At 65.8% G+C, this 19,075-nt stretch carries 15 protein-coding genes; 8 read left to right on the top strand and 7 right to left on the bottom strand.

Annotated features, from left to right (window positions below; translation table 11 throughout):
* Positions 1-55: 55 nt before the first annotated feature.
* Positions 56-613, top strand: a complete 558-nt coding sequence (locus ACE3QM_RS14360) for a PAS domain-containing protein (protein ID WP_374422808.1) — start codon at positions 56-58, stop codon at positions 611-613.
* Entirely contained in the window at positions 610-2,046 is a 1,437-nt protein-coding gene (locus tag ACE3QM_RS14355) for a methyl-accepting chemotaxis protein (protein ID WP_231463776.1), read from the top strand. Before ACE3QM_RS14360 ends, ACE3QM_RS14355 begins: the two co-directional genes overlap by 4 nt.
* Before the next feature lie 211 nt (positions 2,047-2,257).
* Here ACE3QM_RS14355 and ACE3QM_RS14350 read toward each other — a convergent pair whose 3' ends face one another.
* Entirely contained in the window at positions 2,258-2,695 is a 438-nt protein-coding gene (locus tag ACE3QM_RS14350) for a hypothetical protein (protein ID WP_374422806.1), read from the bottom strand.
* A gap of 760 nt (positions 2,696-3,455) precedes the next feature.
* The gene (entS, locus tag ACE3QM_RS14345) at positions 3,456-4,730 is read right to left on the bottom strand and encodes an enterobactin transporter EntS (RefSeq protein ID WP_048410162.1); all 1,275 of its coding nucleotides are present in this window, start codon (positions 4,728-4,730) and stop codon (positions 3,456-3,458) included.
* 133 nt (positions 4,731-4,863) lie between these two features.
* Here entS and fepD point away from each other — a divergent pair, with 133 nt between their 5' ends.
* From fepD to ACE3QM_RS14330, 3 genes are read left to right on the top strand one after another with little or no spacing between them, the layout of a single operon-like run.
* Positions 4,864-5,898, top strand: a complete 1,035-nt coding sequence (gene fepD, locus ACE3QM_RS14340; protein WP_374422803.1) for a Fe(3+)-siderophore ABC transporter permease — start codon at positions 4,864-4,866, stop codon at positions 5,896-5,898.
* Positions 5,895-6,938, top strand: a complete 1,044-nt coding sequence (gene fepG / locus ACE3QM_RS14335; RefSeq protein ID WP_374422801.1) for an iron-enterobactin ABC transporter permease — start codon at positions 5,895-5,897, stop codon at positions 6,936-6,938. Before fepD ends, fepG begins: the two co-directional genes overlap by 4 nt.
* On the top strand, positions 6,935-7,768 hold the full coding sequence (locus ACE3QM_RS14330) for an ABC transporter ATP-binding protein (protein ID WP_374422799.1): 834 nt from the start codon (positions 6,935-6,937) through the stop codon (positions 7,766-7,768). The genes fepG and ACE3QM_RS14330 overlap by 4 nt, the downstream gene beginning before the upstream one ends.
* A gap of 72 nt (positions 7,769-7,840) precedes the next feature.
* Here the strand turns inward: ACE3QM_RS14330 and ACE3QM_RS14325 are convergent, their stop codons facing one another.
* Both ACE3QM_RS14325 and fes read right to left on the bottom strand, forming a co-directional pair.
* Positions 7,841-8,194, bottom strand: coding sequence for a hypothetical protein (locus ACE3QM_RS14325; protein ID WP_374422797.1), 354 nt, complete (start codon positions 8,192-8,194; stop codon positions 7,841-7,843).
* Positions 8,195-8,250: 56 nt separating this feature from the next.
* Complete coding sequence (gene fes / locus ACE3QM_RS14320) at positions 8,251-9,600, bottom strand: enterochelin esterase (RefSeq protein WP_374422795.1); 1,350 nt, start codon at positions 9,598-9,600, stop codon at positions 8,251-8,253.
* Between the two features lie 237 nt (positions 9,601-9,837).
* On the opposite strand from fes, the gene ACE3QM_RS14315 reads away from it, so the two are divergent.
* Positions 9,838-11,865 carry a TonB-dependent receptor gene (locus ACE3QM_RS14315; RefSeq protein ID WP_374422793.1) on the top strand — a complete coding sequence of 676 codons (2,028 nt, stop codon included), beginning with the start codon at positions 9,838-9,840 and terminating at the stop codon, positions 11,863-11,865.
* 90 nt (positions 11,866-11,955) lie between these two features.
* On the opposite strand, the gene ACE3QM_RS14310 is transcribed toward ACE3QM_RS14315, so the two are convergent.
* Positions 11,956-13,557, bottom strand: coding sequence for a phytoene desaturase family protein (locus ACE3QM_RS14310; protein WP_374422791.1), 1,602 nt, complete (start codon positions 13,555-13,557; stop codon positions 11,956-11,958).
* 156 nt (positions 13,558-13,713) lie between these two features.
* Between ACE3QM_RS14310 and ACE3QM_RS14305 the strand changes: the two genes are divergently transcribed.
* Entirely contained in the window at positions 13,714-14,139 is a 426-nt protein-coding gene (locus ACE3QM_RS14305) for an Lrp/AsnC family transcriptional regulator (protein ID WP_048410157.1), read from the top strand.
* Between the two features lie 191 nt (positions 14,140-14,330).
* Positions 14,331-16,541 carry a catalase/peroxidase HPI gene (katG, locus tag ACE3QM_RS14300; RefSeq protein ID WP_374422788.1) on the top strand — a complete coding sequence of 737 codons (2,211 nt, stop codon included), beginning with the start codon at positions 14,331-14,333 and terminating at the stop codon, positions 16,539-16,541.
* A 125-nt stretch (positions 16,542-16,666) separates the two neighbouring features.
* Here the strand turns inward: katG and ACE3QM_RS14295 are convergent, their stop codons facing one another.
* A complete protein-coding gene (locus ACE3QM_RS14295) occupies positions 16,667-17,101 on the bottom strand; it encodes an outer membrane protein assembly factor BamE (RefSeq protein ID WP_374422786.1) in 435 nt (144 codons plus the stop codon).
* Positions 17,102-17,144: 43 nt separating this feature from the next.
* Positions 17,145-18,839, bottom strand: a complete 1,695-nt coding sequence (locus ACE3QM_RS14290; protein WP_374422784.1) for a YadA family autotransporter adhesin — start codon at positions 18,837-18,839, stop codon at positions 17,145-17,147.
* Between the last annotated feature and the right edge of the window lie 236 nt (positions 18,840-19,075).

The raw sequence follows: 19,075 nt of genomic DNA, 5'->3' as shown, positions 1-19,075 counted from the left end.
GCCGAAAATGAACATCTAGAGGTTATGCAATCGACAAATAAGAGAGAAACAAATCATGACGCACCCCGCCGCCGGCCCGGCCAGCAAGGAAATCCGGCTCGCTCCTCATGAACTGATCATCACCAAGACCGACCCCACCGGCCACATCACCTACGCCAACCGCGTGTTCATGCGCATCGCCGGCTACGCCGAGCATGAACTGCTGGGCAAGCCGCACAATCTGATCCGCCATCCCGACATGCCGCGCGGCGCCTACCGGCTGATGTGGAAAACCCTGCAGCAGGGCCATGAATTCTTCGCCGTGGTGAAAAACCACAGCAAAAACGGCGATTACTACTGGGTGCTGGCCAACGTCACCCCGGATTACGACCTGCGCGGCCAGCTGCAAGGTTATTACTCCGTGCGCCGCCCGCCCAGCCAGGAAGCCATCGCCGCGATAGAACCGGTCTACGCCCAGATGCGCCAGATCGAAGCCAGCCACAACAAGGCCAACGCGCCGGACGCCTCCGTGGCCTGGCTGCAGCAAGTGCTGGCGGACAAAGGCGTCAGCTATCAGGACTTCATCCTGTCCCTCAATGCCCAAGTGCTGCAAGCGCCGGGGGTGGCCGCATGAACCAGTTCCAACACAAACCGCCCTTTCTGCGCGCCCAGCTGGGCTGGTGCATCATAGGCTTCAACCTGCTGGTCGCCTTCTCCTTGCTGGACAGCTATCTGTTTCCGGAAATCGTCGGCCGCGTCGTGGACGCGCTGCTGCTGGCCGCCTCCATCGCCCTGTCCCTGCTGCTGTGGCGTCACAGCGGCCGCATCTTCGGCCTGCTCAACACCCTGCACGAACAACTGGGCTACGCCAGCTCCGGCGAACTGCACCACCGCGCCACCGGCACCCGCAACCTGGGCGAAGTGGGCAAGCTCGCCTGGCAGCTCAATGATTTCCTCGATCTGATCGAAACCTACTTCAAGGAAATCAACACCTGCTTCAAGGCCATCAGCGCCGGCGACTACAGCCGCCGCCCGCTGAGCCAGGGCCTGCCGGGCATCCTGGCCAGCTCGCTGGGCAGCGTCAACCGCGCGATCCAGACCATGGCCGACAACGACGGCTACATCCGCCGCAACCGCCTGTCCTCGCAGCTGGCCGCGCTCAACAACCCGCATTTGCGCAAGGACCTGGCCAGCAACCAGAGCGATCTGGAAGACATCAGCCAGGCCATGGCCGACGTGGCCGCCATCACCCAGGACACCGCCGACGGCGCGCGCGTCAGCCTGGAAACCGCCCAGCACCTGTCCGGCCACCTGGACACCATCGCCGACAGCGTCAGCAGCATGGACACCGCCAGCACCGCGCTGGCCCAGGAATGGCAGGGCATAGAAACCTCGCTGGCCGACATCTCCGCCATCGCCGACCAAACCAATCTGCTGGCGCTGAACGCCGCCATCGAAGCCGCCCGCGCCGGCGAAACCGGCCGCGGCTTCGCCGTGGTGGCCGACGAAGTGCGCAAGCTGGCCGAGCGCAGCAAGAGCACCGCCAACAATGTGCAGGACGTGCTGGAAAACCTGTCGCTGCGCATCGGCAATATGCAGACCCAGGCCAGCGCCGCCGGCAATGTAGCCAGCCAGGTCAAGGACTCGGTGGAAACCTTCCGCCAGCGCTTCAGCAGCCAGGTGGAGCAATCGCAGCAAGTGATGGCGCAAGTGAACCGCGTGCACGACAAATCCCAGCTCAGCCTGCAAAAAGTGGGGCATGTGATCTTCAAGCAGACCGCCTATCACTCGATTGAAGAGGCCAAGCCGCTGGAGCAGGGCAGCGAGCTGCAAGGCTGGTTGCAACTGCAAGGGCAGCAAGCGTTTGGCCAGACCCGCTCCTGGAGCGAGCTGGCGGCCACCGAGCAGCAGGCCAGCCAGCACATCGGCGCCGCGCTGGCGGTGTTTGGCCAGGAAGGCCCGCTGGACGAGCAGGAGATCGTCGAGCGGATGCAGAAACTGGAGCAGGACAGCGGCCGCATCCTGCGTTACCTGGACAAGCTGGGCGAGGAGAAGCACGGCCAGTAAGAACCTGTTTACGATCTGCTGCGCGTCGGCGGGGTGGATAGAAGTGGGCGTTGAAACCAAGCTCAAAATGCTCATGTACCACGTGTACATTCCACTTTTTCGCTCGTTTCCGCCTTAGCTCGCGAGATCGTAAACGGGCTTTAAGGCCGTCCCTCCTTCCCCACGCGACAAGGCGGAAGTCCCCTGGAGGGCTTCCGCCTTTTTCTTTTACCTAGCGCTTGCGGCCAAAACGCTCTTCCAACTGTCTGCGCCAAATCCTGCTCTCATGCGTGCGGTGATAGTGGTCGACATAAGGGAAGACCTTGAGATGCAGCGCGCTCAGCAGCAACGCGTGCTCCAGCAGATTGAAGAAACCTATCCAATAGCCGCGGCCATCGATGTCGTCAAAGTCGATATCTCGGGCGATGCGGCTGAGCAAGCCGCCTCCGGCATAGGGCTGGTTGTCCTTCAGCCATTGCAACAAATGGCCGGCGCATTCGCGACCATAGGCGACATTGGCGGCGAAGTCGTCGTCGGGCACGGGCATTTGCCAATAATGCGGATAGCTGCGTTCGGGCAGATAGCTGACGAAGGGAAGCAGGGTGTCTTGTTGTTCGTGGGCCGGCAGTTTGTAGCGGCGACGACGGGGGAAGGCTTGAGGCTGTTGCATGGTGTTTCTCCTGCTGTGACACAAGATAAACCACCTGCCGGGTGAGGCTGAGGTATTAGGCAGACGCGTGGCAGGATTGGCGTACCGGATGAATCCCAGCCCGGCGAGTGCCATGGCACTCTCCTACCATGCGCCTGCCAAATGGCGCGGCCATGGTAAAGCAGCCTACGCAGTGGTGCGTAGGCCTGTTAGTTGGGATTCATAACGGGACGCCAATCCCGTGTGCCGCGTGTGGGCGGCAACGTGGGGATTGTTGCCGAGGGGGCGCTTGGGGTCAAGGTGGGGTGGTTGGGATGGCTAGGTGTGTGGGGTTTGTATCCGCTGCGCGGATGATGATTTGCATTGCCGGGGCTGCCCGGCAGGCAGGCTTGAAGGGACCAGGGGAGCATCACAAACGTAGTTTCTTCTTGGCTCTTTCGAGATATCCACAGGCAGAGTCAAACTGGATGGTTATCCACAAAATAACTCACGAGGCTAAATCACTCTTTCTTTTCAAGAAAATGACCACCTCGTGTAGCGCCCAGGTGTCCCCTCGGGGCGCGCTCTGGGTTTCGCGCCCTGGGGGACGAGGGGGGATGAAAGGGGGCGGCGGCCCGCCCCCTTCCCGTTCGCTGGGCGGAACCGGCCCTAAATCATCATCCGCGCAGCGGATTCAAACTCCCCCACACTAGGCAGAGCTTCATAGAGGATGCAAAAAGGGCGAAAACCCCAACCGAGGTTTCCGCCCTGCAAGCACATCAGCGTCCACAAACCCTAGAAACTAGGACCCCGCCCCCTGCCGCGCCGGCTCCCCGGCCGCCTCCGCAGCCGCGCCGCCGGCCAAACGCCGCAAAGACCCAAAAGCCCCGCACATCGCCAGACTGGCCGCCGCGGCCGCGGCGCCGAACCAAGCCACCGCCGTCAACGGCGCCAAGGCCCGCGCCAACGCGCCCAGCCCCAAAGCGCCCAGGCCGTCGCCCACCACATCCTGAGCGTTCCACAGGCTGTTCACCCGGCCCAACAAATGATCCGGCGTATTGCCCTGCACCAGGGTGAACTGCAACAAGGACGCGATCGAACCGAAATAACCCAGCAAGGCCAAGGCCAGCAGGCCGTAAGCCAGATGATGAACCAGACCCAAGGACGCGATGCTCAGCGACGAAGCCAGCACGCAGCTCAACATCACCGCGCCGGGGCGGCTCAACCCGCCCACCCAGCCGCTGGTGAACGCGCCTATCATCGCGCCCAGCGGCACCGCCGAATACATCAGGCCCACCTCGAAAGCGCCGCCGCCGTAACCGTCCTCCGCCAGCGAGGGATACAGCACCCGCACCGCGCTAAGCAGGGTTTGCAACGTGCCCACCGCCACCACCGCGCCCACCACCTTGTTCTGCCACAGGAACTGGAAACCCTCCAGCAAGGAGCGCAGCGGATGCGCCGGCTCCCCGCCCTGCGGTTTCAAGGACGGCAAGCGCGTCAGCGGGATCAGGGTGGCCAGGGTGCCGACGCCGGCCAGCAGATAGTTCCAGTTGACCCCGACGGCGGCGATGATCAGGCCGCCCAGCAAGGGCGACAGCACGCCGCCAATGCGCATGGTCAGCATGCTCAGCGCGCCGGCGGCCGGCAGGTTTTCACGGCCGACCAGCACCGGGATGGACGCCATCAGCGAGGTGATGCCGATGCCGCTGAAAAAGCCGTCCCAGGCCGACACCACATAGAGCGCCAGCACCGAGGGGTTGGTCATGAAACCGTTGAGCGCCAGCGCCAGAAAGCCCAGGCCGCACAGCGAGCGGCCCAGCAGGATCAGCCGGCGGCGGTCCATGCGGTCCGCCAGCACGCCGCCGCACATCAGGCCGGCGAACATGCCGATGCCGTCCAGCGCCATCGCCGCGCCCACTTGCAGCGTGGAGCCGGTGAGCTGATGGATTTGCACCGGCACCGCCACCATCAGGATGCCGAAGGCGAACACCGAGATCATGCGGGCGATGAAGATGGAGCGGAAATGCGGATTGAGCCTGAGCAGGCTGAAATCGACGAAGATGGGCGACTTTTTCATGACGGGTTGTTTTGATCTCGACAGGGGTGGAGGCCGCGCGGCATGCGTTGGCGCGGCCGGCAAGAGGGTGTGCCGTTATGGATGCCGCATGGTAACATCAGCAGTCTGTATTAGGAATCATTTGCATTTGATCATGTCAATCAGCCTCGCCGCGGCTCGGCCCGCGCCCTCGGCGGCCAGCCGCCGCCTGACCCTGCTGCTGTGCTGCCTGGCCGCGCTGGCTCTCATTGTCCTGCTCAGCCTGATGCTGGGCGCCAAACCGATTCCCGCCGCTGTGGTCTGGCGCAGCCTGCTGCACGGCGGCGGCGATCCGGACAGCGTGATCGTGCTGCAAGGCCGCTTGCCGCGCACCCTGCTGGGCCTGCTGGCCGGCGCGGCGCTGGGCCTGTCCGGCGCGCTGATCCAGGCACTGTCGCGCAATCCGCTGGCGGACCCCGGCGTGCTGGGCGTCAACGCCGGCGCCAGCTTCGCCATGGTGCTGGGCGTGGCGGTCTGGGGCGTGGACAGCCAGCTGGGCTATCTGGGCTGCGCCGCCGCCGGAGCGCTGGGCGCCACCTTGCTGGTGTACACGGTGGGCGCGCGCGGCCGGCGCATGGACCCGCTGCGCTTCGTGCTGGCCGGCGCCGCCGTCAGTGCGGTGCTGATGGGCTTGTCCACCGCCATCACCCTGCTGGACCCATTGGCCTTCAATCAGCTGCGTTATTGGAACGCCGGCACCCTGGACGTGCGCAGCATGACGCCGCTGGCGCTGACGGCGCCGGTGATGATCGCCGGCATGCTGCTGGCGCTGTTGCTGGCGCGACCCTTGAACACCCTGGGCATGGGCAGCGACCTGGCGGTGAGCCTGGGCGGCCGCCCGCTGCTGATCCAGGCCGGCGCGGTGCTGGCCATCACCCTGCTGTGCGGCGGCAGCACCGCCGTCGCCGGGCCCATCGCCTTCGTCGGCCTGATGATTCCCCACCTCGCCCGCTGGCTGGGCGGTGCCGATCTGCGCTGGGCGCTGCCCTTCACCCTGTTGCTGGCGCCCATGTTGCTGCTGGGCTCGGACATCGTCGGCCGGCTGCTGACGCCGGGCGAATTGCGGGTATCCATCGTCACCGCCTTCATCGGCGCGCCGGCCCTGATCTGGCTGGCGCGCCGTCACGCCGCGCCCGGAGGCCGGGCATGAAGCCGGCGGTGTGGCAGTGGGGTGATCCGGATGGCGCTTGCAATGGCCGGATGGCGCTGGGCGGGCTGTGGACCGGCCTGCTGCTGGCCGCCGCCTGCGCGGCGCTGGCGGTGCTGAGTTTGCGCGCCGGCGCCTTGCCGCTGAGCCTGGAGCAGTTATGGCAGGCCTTGCAAGGCCAAGGCGGCCGGCTGGAGGTGGCGGTGGTGCAGCAATGGCGGCTGCCACGGGTGCTGATGGCGCTGGTGGTGGGCGCGGCGCTGGGCATGAGCGGGGCGATTTTCCAGTCCTTGATCCGCAACCCGCTGGGCAGCCCAGACGTGGTGGGCTTCAATACCGGCGCCTATACCGGCGCGCTGGTGGTGATTACCTTGTTCAACGGCAGCCATTTCCAGATCGCCGGCGGCGCATTGGCCGGCGGCCTGCTGGCCGCGGCCCTGGTCTATCTGCTGGCCTGGCGGCAAGGCGCGTACGGTTTCCGCCTGATCATCGTCGGCATCGCCGTCAGCGCCATGCTGAGCGCGCTCAACCATTGGCTGCTGATCAACGCCAGCCTGGAAGCGGCGATGGGCGCGGCCACCTGGGGCGCGGGCACGCTCAACGGCATGACCTGGAACAAGGGCCTGCCCTCCGCGCTGTGTTGTCTGCTGGCGATGCTGGCGGCGCTGACGCTGCAGCGGCGCATGCGGCTGCTGGAGATGGGCGACGATTGCGCCAGCGCGCTGGGCGTGCCGGCGGAACGCACCCGGCTGTGGCTGATGGGGCTGGGGGTGGCGCTGATCGCTTCCGCCACCGCCGCGGCCGGACCGATTTCCTTCATCGCGCTGGCCGCGCCGCAGATCGCGCAGCGGCTGCAGCGCACCCAGGCCACCAGCCCGCTGACCGCGGCCTGGACCGGCGCCTTGCTGCTGCTGGCCGCGGACTACGGCGCCCAGCAGCTGTTCTATCCTCGCCAGCTGCCGGTGGGCGTCGTCACCATCTGCATTGGCGGCCTGTATCTGCTGTGGCTGTTGCTGCGCCAAACCGGAGCCCGAAAACTGTGACTTCCCTGAGCTTGAAACTCTATGCCGCGCCGGCCTCCCAGGCGACGGAGCCGCCGCGGCTGCGCGGCGAGCGCCTGCGGCTGGGCTACCGCCAACGCACGATTTGCGAACAGCTGGACGTGAACATCCCCAACGGTTCCTTCAGCGTGATCATCGGCCCCAACGGCTGCGGCAAGTCCACCTTGCTGCGCAGCCTGAGCCGGCTGTTGAAACCGCAGGCCGGCCAGGTGTGCCTGGACGGTCGCGACATCCACGGCTACCCGGCCAAGACGGTGGCGCAGCAACTGGGCCTGCTGCCGCAAAGCGCGGTGGCGCCGGACGGCATCACGGTGACGGACCTGGTGGCACGCGGCCGCTATCCGCATCAGAGCCTGTTGCGGCAATGGAGCCGGCAGGACGAGGAGGCAGTGCGCCAGGCGCTGGCGGCCACCGGCACCGACGCGCTGGCGGACCGGCTGGTGGACGAGCTGTCCGGCGGACAGCGTCAACGGGTGTGGGTGGCGATGGCGCTGGCGCAGCAAACGCCGCTGCTGCTGCTGGACGAGCCGACCACTTATCTGGACATCGCGCATCAGATCGAGTTGCTGGAGTTGTTCCGCCGCTTGAACCGCGACGGCGGCCGCACCTTGGTGGCGGTGTTGCACGACATCAACCACGCCTGTCGCTACGCCAGCCATTTGATCGCGATGCGCGATGGCCGCATCGTGGCCGAGGGCGCGCCGCGCGACATCGTCAGCGCGGACTTGATCGAGCAGGTGTTCGGCCTGAGCTGCCTGATCATGGACGATCCGGTCAGCCATACGCCGATGGTGATTCCGCGCGGGGGGTGAGACCCGCGCCGAGATCAGAATGCGCAAAGCGCCGGGCAGGCCAGCGCTTTGCGCAATCCAATTTAGGTCGGCTTACTTTTTAAGCGACCAGCTTTCGATCTGGGCATTCTCTCCCTTAGCATCCATGTCGCCAAGAGTGATGAGCACCAGCATCATGTCCCACTCGTTCTTGAAGAACATTTTGCAGTAGCCATCCGCCAAGCAGCTTTCTATCTCCGGGAATTTCTTGCAAATTTTTTCACCGTAGCCGCACGCCTCACCGTTCACGGCATGAATGGGCTCCCAGCCGGCTTTCAAGATGAGCTTCCTCGCTTTGGCGTATGCCATGCCTTGCTTGATCGGCACGGTTTTTGGCGGCTGCGGGTTCGCGGCCCAGGCCGGCCACACCAAGACACCCGCCAAGCATAAAGCCAATCGCTTTTTCATCTTCATCGCCCCAAAAAACGGCATTATGCCGGGAGTCAGCCGGCATAGGGCGCGGATTACCCCTCCCTACTCCCGTCCTCCCACAGCCAGGCCAGTCCGTCCAGCAGGCCGCCGCGCCAGCACAGCCAGTCGTGGCCGCCCTCGAACTCCTGGTAGCGCACGCAATGGCCGGCGTGCTCCAAGGCCGCGCGCTGGCTGGCGTTGACGTCCAGCATCACTTCTTCGCGGCGGCCCACTTCCTGATAGACCCGCAGCCGTCCCGGCGGCAATTCGCCGGCCTCCAGTTGTTCGGTCAGCCGGCCGCGGCTGCCGGGCAAGCGCCGTTCGCTGACGGCGCGCGCGCGTTCGTGCAGTTCCACGTAAGGCCACCAGAAGGAGCCGGACTGGCTGAGCACGCAGCCAAAGCGCTCCGGCCAGCGCAGGCCGGCGAACATCGCCGCCAGGCCGCCATAGCTCTGGCCCGCCACCACGGTGCGTTCCGGCCGCGCGCTGAACGGGGCCAGCCGCTCCACTTGCGGCAGCAGTTCTTGCTGCAAGGCCAGCCAGAAGTCGGCATTGCAGGGCAGATCCTGCTCGCGATGCCGGCTGTCGATGACATCCACCAATAGATACACCGCCGGCGGCAGCCTGCCGCGCCGGGTGTCTTCGTCCAGCGCGGCGAACACCGGCATGCGTTCGGCCCAGTACTGGCCGTCCAGCAGAATGGCCAGCGGCCGCTCACCGCGTTCGCCCTCCGGCAGCGCGCCGGTCTGATAAATCCAGATCCGGCGTTTCTTGCCCAGCCGCGCGCTGTCCCAATGAATCCGCGTCAGCCGCGCCGGGTCCGCGCCCTGGCGGCCCTGGCGGCCCTGGTCCCAGGCGTGCCAGGCGGATTGCTCCGGCGCCGCCTCCAGATGCAGCGCGGACAAGGGCGCGCCCCAGCTGCTGACATAGCCGGCGCGCGGGTTGAGCGGGTCCGGCGCCGCCCGGCTCATGATGTCCAGCCACCATTCGCGGTGGCGCAGCCGGCTGGCGCGCGCATCGGCGTCCGGCCGCGGCGGGGTCTGCGCGGCGCTGACCGGGATATAGGTGTAACTGCCGCGCCAGTTGGCCGGCAGCGTGGCCTGCCACCACCAGATGTCGGTGTCGCCCAGCCGCGCCAGCGATTGCGGCTGCGGCCGGTGGTGGTCGGTGACGGAGTTGACGTCGGCGTAGACCTGCACCAGCGGCGAGGCCGCTGCGCCGCCGTGGGGATCGCGCCAGAGGAAGGTGACACAGATCTCGCCATCCGGCAGCCGCTCGGTCAGCGGCGCGCCGGCCGCGGCCAGCCGCGCCCACCAGGCCGGCTGGCCGGCCTCAGGGTGTTGCAGCCATGCCGCACTCCGCGCAGCTTGTTGATTCCACGTGTTTTCTTCCCTGTTCGACATGCGGCTCCCCGGCGGTTTCCACCGCTGTGCGGCGGAATATCTTGCATCGTGTTTGCATAATGCGAATGAGAAATATTATCATCCGGTCCTGGTGATCGCAACGACCCGTCACGGGTCCGCTGCGCTCTTCGCTTCCCCTCGCCGCAGTAGCCAACGATTCCTCGCTAGCCAGACGACGCCGCCGGACCCCGAGCGCGCCGATCTCGCTATCGCACAAAAACAAGGAATCGCAACACGATGGAACACCCGCACAAACCCTTGGCCGCGGCCACCCGGCTAGCCCTGGCCGGCCTCGGCGGCTTGACCCTCTCGCACGCGGCGCTGGCAGCGCCCGCGGACGCTCAAGCCACGCTGCCCACGGTCACCGTCACCGGGGAAAAACTCAAACGCTCGCTGAAGGACACCAGCACCGCGGTGACGGTGATCCGCGACATGGACAAGGGCGGCGAAAATTCGGTGTACGACAGCGTGGCCGCCACTCCCAACGCCACCCATAACGGCGCCGGCATCATCAATATCCGCGGGGTGGAAGGCACCGGCCCCGGTACCGGCTACAACACCCTGGTCTCCGGCTCACGCCCGCGGGTCAGCACCACGGTGGACGGCATGTCGGAGAGCTGGAACGGTCAGCGCTATGTGGACGTCAGCCCCTGGGACGTGGAACAGGTCGAGGTGCTGCGCGGCCCGCAGTCCACCACCCAGGGCCGCAACACCCTGGCCGGCGCCATCGTGGTCAATACCAAGGACCCCAGCTTCGACTGGGAAGGCGCGCTGCGCGCCGGCTACGAGAACAAGGCCGGCAAGAGCACTCTGGCCGGCATGGTGTCCGGCCCGATCACCGACGAACTGGCCTTCCGCGTCGCCGCCGAGGGCCTGAGCGGCCACAGCTATATCAGCTATCCCGGCAGCACGCCGTGGGACCCGTCCGAGCTCAAGCACAGCAGCGCGCGCGGCAAGCTGCTGTGGAAGCCCAGCGCGCTGCCCGGCTTCAGCGCCAAGCTGACGGTGGCGCACCGCAAGAACAAGGGCGAATACCTGAACTATGTGGACGGCAATTATTTCGACTACGCCAATAGCCGCAAATGGATCAAGGCGCGCTATCAGGACTCCTTCAACAACACCGTCAGCACCGATCTGCAATACCAGCTCAACGACGCCTGGAGCGCCCAGTTGCTGCTGGGTCACGCCGACAATGTCAGCGCCTTCGTCGACAGCAGCGATTTCCGCATGCGGCTGGACGAGAAGAGCAATACCGCCGAGGCGCGGCTGAACTATGCGCCGCAAGGCGGCCGGCTCAGCGGCGTGATGGGCGTGTATTACTACGACCGCGACCAGGACATGGACGCCCAGACCAGCGTGGCGGCCAAGGACAAACTGAAAACCCAGGCCATCTACGGCGAGGCCACGCTGGTCCTGAACGACAAGTGGAGCCTCAATCTGGGCAGCCGCGTGGAGCGCGAGCGGCAGCGCCGCAACACCACGCTGCAACCGGGCCTGGCCGGCCAGAAACAGGCCGCCTACGACATCACCGAAACCCTGTTCCTGCCCAAGGCCGGGCTCAGTTACAAATACAGCCCGGACACCACGCTGGGCTTCTCGGTGCGCAAGGGCTATAACGCCGGCGGCTCCGGCCTGGACAATAGCGACCAGTACTACACCTATGACAAGGAGGAGGTCACCGCCTACGAGGCCAGCAGCCGCTCCAGCTTGCTGGACCAGCGCCTGGACCTCAACGCCAACGCCTTCTTCAACCAGTACACCGGCTACCAGGCCATCCTGGGCTCGCGCTTCACCAATATCCCCAAGGGCGAGAGCTACGGCCTGGAGCTGGAAGCCAAGGCGCGGGTCACGCCGCGGCTGATGCTGAGCGCCGGCCTGGGCCTGCTGGACACCAAGGTGACCGCCAGCGACGCCGCCAACCCCGGCATCCAGGGCAATCAGTTCAATTACGCGCCGCACCTGACGGTGAACCTGGGCTTCAAGCAGCGGCTGGATCATGGCCTGTTCGTCGGCGGCAGCCTGAACCGGGTGGGCCGCTATTACTCCGACATCAGCAACAGCCCCAGCGGCGCCGCCGGCGATTACACCGTGGCCAATCTCAACGCCGGTTATGAAAGCGCGCGCTGGACGGTGCGCGGCTACGTCAACAATCTGAGCAATCAGGGCGTGCTGTATTCCCAGGTCAATGTGCGCGGCAATTACCTGGTGGGGGTGATCGGCGCGCCGCGCACCGTGGGCCTCAGCGTGGATTACCGCTTCTACTGATATCCCGGCTTTTGCCCTTTGTGCCCGCCGGCCTCGCGCCGCGGGCATTTTTTTCGCCCGCCGCGCTCCGCTAGCCTTTGAACAAGCGGCTCACGCCATGCGGCGCCGCAAATCGCGCAACACCTCGCGCGCCGCGTTGTGGCCCGGCGCGCCGGTGACGCCGCCGCCGGGATGGGCGCCGGCGCCGCACAGATAGAGGCCGGGAATGGGACCGCGGTAATCGGCGTGGCCCAGCATGGGCCGCGCCGAGAACAATTGGTCCAGGCCCAGCGCGCCGTGGAAGATGTCGCCGCCCACCAGGCCGAAGGTGCGCTCCAGGTCCAGCGGGCTCATGATCTGCCGCCCCAGCACCGCGGCCTTGAAGTTGGGCGCGTAGCGGCTGACGGTATCTATCATCAGATCCGCCACTTCCTCGCGGTGATCGTCCCAGCAGGCTCCGTCCGGCAGCTGCGGCGCCACGTGCTGGCAGAACAGGCTGGCCACATGCTGGCCCGGCGGCGCCAGCGACGGGTCCAGCGTCGACGGGATCAGCACTTCCACGATGGGCCGGCCGGACCAGCCGCGCTCGCGCGCGTCGTGATAGGCGCGCTCCATATAAGCCAGGCTGGGCGCGATGATGATGCCGCTGCCGTGATGCTCGGCCTGCGCCTTGCCCGGCAGGCAGCTGAAATCCGGCAGCTCGGACAGCGCCACATTCATGCGGAAAGTGCCGGAGCCGCAGCGCCAGCCCTGCATCCGGCGCAGAAAATCCGCCGGCAGCGCCGCCGGGTCCAGCAAGCGGGTGTAAAGCAGCCGCGGATTGAGATTGGACACCACCACCCGCGCGTCCAGCCGCTCGCCGCGCTCGGTCACCACGCCCACCGCGCGGCCCTTGTCCAGCAGCACCTCGCGCACCGCGCTGTCGGTGCGGATCTCCGCGCCGCGCTCGCGCGCCGAGCGGGCCATGGCCTGGGTGATGGCGCCCATGCCGCCCAGCGCGTGACCCCACGCGCCCTTGCGGCCGTTGACCTCGCCGAACACATGGTGCAGCAGCACATAGGCCGAGCCCGGCGCGTACGGGCTGGCGTAGTTGCCCACCACGCTGTCGAAGCCGTAGACCGCCTTGATCGGATCGCTATCGAACCAGCCGTCCAGATAATCGCCGGCGGACTTGGTGAACAGGTCCAGCAGTTCGCGTTGCTGCGCCAGTTCCAGCCGGCCCAGCCGTCGCCCCAGCCGGCCGGCCTTGAACAGCTCCGGCAGCGCGTTCAGCCAGCCGCCCGCCACCGCATTGGGCGGGGTTTGCAACACCAGCTCGCGCAGCAGTTCGGCGGCGGCGTCCAGATGCCGCGCGTAATCGTCCAGCCGCTCGGCGTCGCGGCGCGAGAAACGCGCCACTTCGGCGGCGGTGCGGCCCGGCCCCACTTTCAGATAGCCGCCGTCGTCCAGCGGCAGGAAGTTGGACAAGGGCCGCTCCACCACTTTCAAGCCGTGACGCGCCAGCTCCATGTCGCGGCTCACCCTGGGATTGAGCAGCGACACCGTGTAGGCGGCCACCGAGTTGCGGAAGCCGGGATGGAATTCCTCGGTCACCGCCGCGCCGCCCACCACGCCGCGCCGTTCCAGCACCGTCACCTTCAGCCCAGCCCGCGCCAGGTAATGGGCGCATACCAGGCCATTATGGCCGCCGCCCACGATGATCGCGTCCCTCATCTCGCCGCTCCTCGTTCTCGTTTCCTGGGGAAGTCCCATTCTCGGATCAAGTCCGGCCAATTGCAGCGCGCAGAACGACGAACTGTCGGATATTATTGATCGCATTGACGAAAAGTCCGGCACAGCGCCAAACCGCCCACCCCGCATGGAGCCGCCATGGACGCCATCGACCAGCAATTGCTCGCGCTGCTGCGCGAAAACGCCCGCGCCCCCACCGCCGAACTGGCGCGCCGGCTGAGCCTGTCCCGCACCACGGTGCAAAGCCGCATCGAGCGGCTGGAACGCGGCGGCGTGATCCTGGGCTATAGCGTGCGCACCGGCGCCGTCCACAGCACAGCCCAGGTGCGCGCGCTGGTGATGATCGTCGCCGCGCCGCGGCTGAGCCAGGCGATAGAAAGCGCGCTGCGCCGGCTGCCTCAGGTGCGCACCCTGCATTCGGTCAGCGGCGTCCACGATTTCATCGCCGCGGTGGAAGCCGCCGGCATGGCTGAACTGGATGGGCTGGTGGACCGCATCGGCGCGCTGGACGGAGTGGAACGCACCAGCACCGCCATCCTGATGACCACGCGGATAGACCGTTGAGCGCTGAGCGACAACCCTGCCGGCCCAGTGCGGGGAACTAAGGCCGCTAAATAAGCTACTAACTATCGTTAGAACATGATTGATTGATATTGGCCATTGCCGCCATTGAAATTGCTCAATGGCTTCCCACGGCAAGCTTCACTAAGCTGATCGCAACAAGTCCTTGAACACATTGACCAAAGGAGTCTGTCATGAGTAGCCCGTCCAAGTGCCCGTTCCATCAAACCGCCGGCAACCCGGCCGTAGTGAATGCCCGATCCAACCGCGACTGGTGGCCCAACCAGCTCAACCTCAACATCCTGCATCAGCACGCGCCCGCGTCCATCCCGCTGGATCCGGATTTCGATTACGCCGCAGCCTTCCAACAACTTGACTACCCCGCGCTGAAAAATGACCTCAAGGCGCTGATGATCACCTCCCAGGACTGGTGGCCGGCGGACTGGGGCCACTACGGCGGCCTGTTCATCCGCATGGCCTGGCACGATGCCGGCACCTACCGCACCGCCGACGGCCGCGGCGGCGCCAGCACCGGCAACCAGCGTTTCGCCCCGCTCAACAGCTGGCCGGACAACGGCAACCTGGACAAGGCGCGCCGTCTGCTGTGGCCGATCAAGCAAAAATACGGCAAGCAGATTTCCTGGGCCGACCTGATGATCCTGGCCGGCAACGTGGCGCTGGAATCCATGGGCTTCAAGACCTTCGGCTTCGGCGGCGGCCGCAAGGATATCTGGCAGCCGGAAGAGGACGTCTACTGGGGCGCGGAAACCAAATGGCTGGCCACCAGCACCGAAGCCAACAGCCGCTACTCCGGCGACCGCCAGCTGGACAATCCGCTGGCCGCGGTGCAGATGGGCCTGATCTATGTGAACCCGGAAGGCCCGGACGGCAATCCGGACCCGCTGGCTTCCGGCCGCGACGTGCGCGAGACCTTCGCCCGCATGGCGATGAACGATGAAGAAACCGTGGCGCTGGTGGCCGGCGGCCACACCTTCGGCAAGGCCCACGGCGCCGGCGATCCGGCATTGGTGGGTCCGGAGCCGGAAGCCGCGCCGCTGGAAGCGCAAGGCCTGGGCTGGATCAACCGCTTCGGCGACGGCAAGGGCGAATACACCACCACCAGCGGCATCGAGGGCGCGTGGAAGCCCAACCCGACGCAATGGGACAACGGCTATTTCGACATGCTGTTCGGCTACGACTGGGAACTGACCAAGAGCCCGGCCGGCGCCCATCAATGGGTGGCCAAGGACGTCAAGCCGGAACACCTGATCCCGGACGCTCACAACCCGGCGAAGAAACACCCGCCGATGATGACCACCGCCGATCTGTCGCTGCGCTTCGACCCGATTTACGAGCCGATCGCCCGCCGCTTCCATCAGGACCCGGCCGCCTTCGCCGACGCCTTCGCCCGCGCCTGGTTCAAGCTGACCCACCGCGACATGGGTCCCAAAACGCTGTACCTGGGGCCGGAAGTGCCGGCCGAGGACTTGATCTGGCAAGATCCGCTGCCGGCCGCCTGTCAGCCGCAGATCAACGAGGCGGACATCGCCGCGCTCAAGGCCAAGGTGCTGGCCTCCGGCCTGTCCGTCAGCGAACTGGTGTCCACCGCCTGGGCTTCCGCCTCCACCTTCCGCGGTTCCGACAAGCGCGGCGGCGCCAATGGCGCCCGCATCCGCCTGGCGCCGCAAAAGGACTGGGCGGTGAACCAGCCGGCGCAGCTGGCCCGCGTGCTGGACGCGCTGGAAGCCATCCGCCGCGATTTCAACGCCGCGCAGAGCGGCGGCAAGCAAGTGTCGCTGGCCGACCTGATCGTGCTGGCCGGCGGCGCGGCGGTGGAAGCCGCCGCCAAGGCCGGCGGCGTCAACATCAGCGTGCCGTTCGCGCCGGGCCGCACCGACGCCAGCCAGGAGCAGACCGATGTGGAGTCGTTCTGCGTGCTGGAGCCCCAGGCGGACGGCTTCCGCAACTATCAGCAGCAGGCTTTCTCGATGCCGGCGGAGGCGCTGCTGGTGGACAAGGCGCAGCTGCTGACGCTGAGCGCGCCGGAAATGACGGTGTTGGTGGGCGGCCTGCGCGTGCTGGGTGCCAATGTCGACAAGGCGCCGCACGGGGTGTTCACCAGCCGGCCGGGCGTGCTGAGCAATGACTTCTTCGTCAATCTGCTCGATATGGGCGTGGCCTGGCAGCCGACTTCCGCCGCCAATGAGTTGTACGAGGGCCGCGATCGCAAGACCGGCGCGCTCAAATGGACCGGCAGCCGCGTGGACCTGGTGTTCGGCTCCAACTCGCAGCTGCGGGCGCTGGTCGAGGTCTACGCCCAAAACGGCGGGCAGCAAAAGTTTGTCCGCGACTTCGTCGCCGCCTGGAACAAGGTGATGAATCTGGACCGCTTCGATCTGAAATAAGCGCGGCTCACCCCCGCAAGCAACACGCGGCCCTTGGGCCGCGTGTTTTTTTGCGCCGCCGCGGCGCGCGCATAAAAAAACGAACCGCCGATCAAGGCGGTTCGTTGCATGGTTCCGACGCCGGATCAAGCTCCGGTGGCGATCTCGGCGCAGGCTTCTTGCCGCCAGATCACCGAAGCCAGCTTCATCCGCTTGTCGAACAGCAGCTTGTACTGGCAAACCTGGGTTTGCTCGCCGCCCTTGGCGGTCAGGTTCAGCACATAATCCCACTCGCGCACATCGATCATGCCTTCGGCGAAGTGCGGACGGCCGATCAAGCCGTAAACCTGTTCCTTGCTCAGGCCTGGCTTCACCTGGGCCAGATTGGCGAGGTTGGGCACGCTGCCTTCCGGCTGCCAGCGATTGTTTTCAATGCTGGGCCATACCGGGCTCGCCTGTTCGGCCAGATGGCCGTCGTCATTGATCTTGCTCAGGCGGCTGGTGCCGCAACCCACCAGGGCCGCGCCGGCCGCAGCCAGCAACAGATAGCGGAAAGTGCCGCTAAATACCGATTTTTTCATCATATATGTCATTCAATATCAGCTGATTGATCTTGCTTGCCGCTTACCACTGGAAGCCAGCGCCGATGCTGGCGCCGCCCTGACCACGGGTATTGGCGGAACCGGAGAATTTCACCACCCAGCGGCCGTTGTCGGACAGCGCGGACACGCCCACCGCGAGGGCGGATTCGCCGCCGGTGGTCGCCGTGGCCACCGCCAGCATGCTCTTGCCGGGCAGGAAGGCCTGCGGCAGGCCGGCCATGGCCATCGCGCCGGCCGCGGCGCCCAGCGCATCGCGGCGCGTATCGGACAGATCGGAGCGGAGTTGGCTGATCTGCTGCTGATTATTGAAGTTGGCCGCATTCAGCTGGTTCACGTTCACCGCGTCCGTGCCCTGCACGCCCGCTTCCACATTGTGGATGGTCACCGGCCGGCTGCTGTCTCCGCCCACCAGGGTCACGTCGTTGCCGGCGTTGTTCGTCGTCGTCCGGCCGGTGGAATCGGAATATTGCATCGGGCTGTTTCGCTGCAAATGGTCGATCGCATCGCCGACATTGTTCACGGTGTTGCCGTAAACCTTGTAGCTAGGCTGGCTCACTTCGCCGGTCTGGGCGTTGTAGCTGGAGCCGCCGCCCAAGGCCGCGGCGGTGCCGCTCCCGACATTGTTCACCTTGGTGTTCAGGCTCTGCACCGCCTGATTGGTCGCATTCAGCTGGCTGCCGTTCACCGCGTCGGTGCTGCTGGCGCTCACCCGGCCGGCGGCGACATTGCTGATCTGCCGCTCATTGCCCACGCTGCCCACGCTCACCACGCTGGAAGGCGCCGCGCCGGCATAGTTGTAAGTCACGCCGTTCACCACGCCGCTGGCGGTGGGATTGGCCGCCGCGGTCTGGCTATTGGCGCCCAGGGCCACGTCGTTGGCATTGTTGGCCTTGGCATTGCTGCCCAGCGCCAGCGCATTGTTGGCGTTGGCGGAGGCATTGTTACCCACCGCCACCGTATTGCTGGCATTGGTGTTGGAGCCGGCGTTGTTGCCGATAGCCACATTATTGCTGCCGGACACATTCTGGCCGGCCTGATTGCCGGCGGCGAAGTTGCCGTTGCCGGTCACGCCGCGACCGGCGTTGTTGCCCACCGCGGCATTGTTGTCACCCGTGACATTGCTGCCGGCGTACGCGCCGTTGGCGGTATTGTTGTTGCCATTGATGTTCCAGCCGGAGAAGGTGCCGCTGCTGGTGTTGTAGTTGCCGGTGACATTGCGGTTGGAGTTGTCGCCCAGGCCAGTGTTGAAATCGCCCTTGATATCCTGGCCGGAGTTGGCGCCGCTGCCGGTGTTGCCGGTGCCGGTGACATTGCGGATGGTGTTGATGCCGTTGCCGACGTTGGCGTCGCCGGTCACGTTGTAGCCAGAGTCATTGCCCATGAAGGCGTTGTTGTTGCCCGTCACATTGGTGCCGGCGTTCTGGCCGATCGAGGTATTGTAGCCCCCGGTCACATTCACTCCGGCGGTAGCGCCAAAGGCCGAGTTATTGGTGCCGTTCATATTGCTGCCGGCACCCACGCCATAGATGGTGTTATTGCTATTGGTCGCCACTGCCGGGTCCACCGCGCCGGCGCCATAGACATTATTCGTGCCGACGCTGGAAATCGCGTCGGCATTGGCCGGCACGGCCCAGGAACAGGCCACGGCCAGGCTCAATGCGCTCAGCGCGAAAGAAGGTGCGAGCAGGCGCTTTACTACGGATACTTTATTACTCATTTCACAGACCACATTCTTCAAATTGATGGAATTCACTTAAGGCAAGTCTCTGCAGGCAAGCCCGCCGCCGGCTTCAGGCTTGGAGCCCATCTCCGGCCGCGGTTCGGTCCAGGGGCGCGACGCGGTTATACGGACGGCGCTGGCTTGTCTCTGCATTCGGGCATTCCGCTTACGACAAACCGCGCTCGAGAAGAAACAGGCTTGCATGCTCTTCTTCGGCGCGGTTCGTTATGCTA

This window comes from Chromobacterium sp., assembly GCF_041912965.1.
Lineage (GTDB): Bacteria > Pseudomonadota > Gammaproteobacteria > Burkholderiales > Chromobacteriaceae > Chromobacterium > Chromobacterium aquaticum.
The sequence above is the reverse complement of the archived record's forward strand: the minus strand, read 5'-3'. Positions and strand labels throughout refer to the sequence as shown.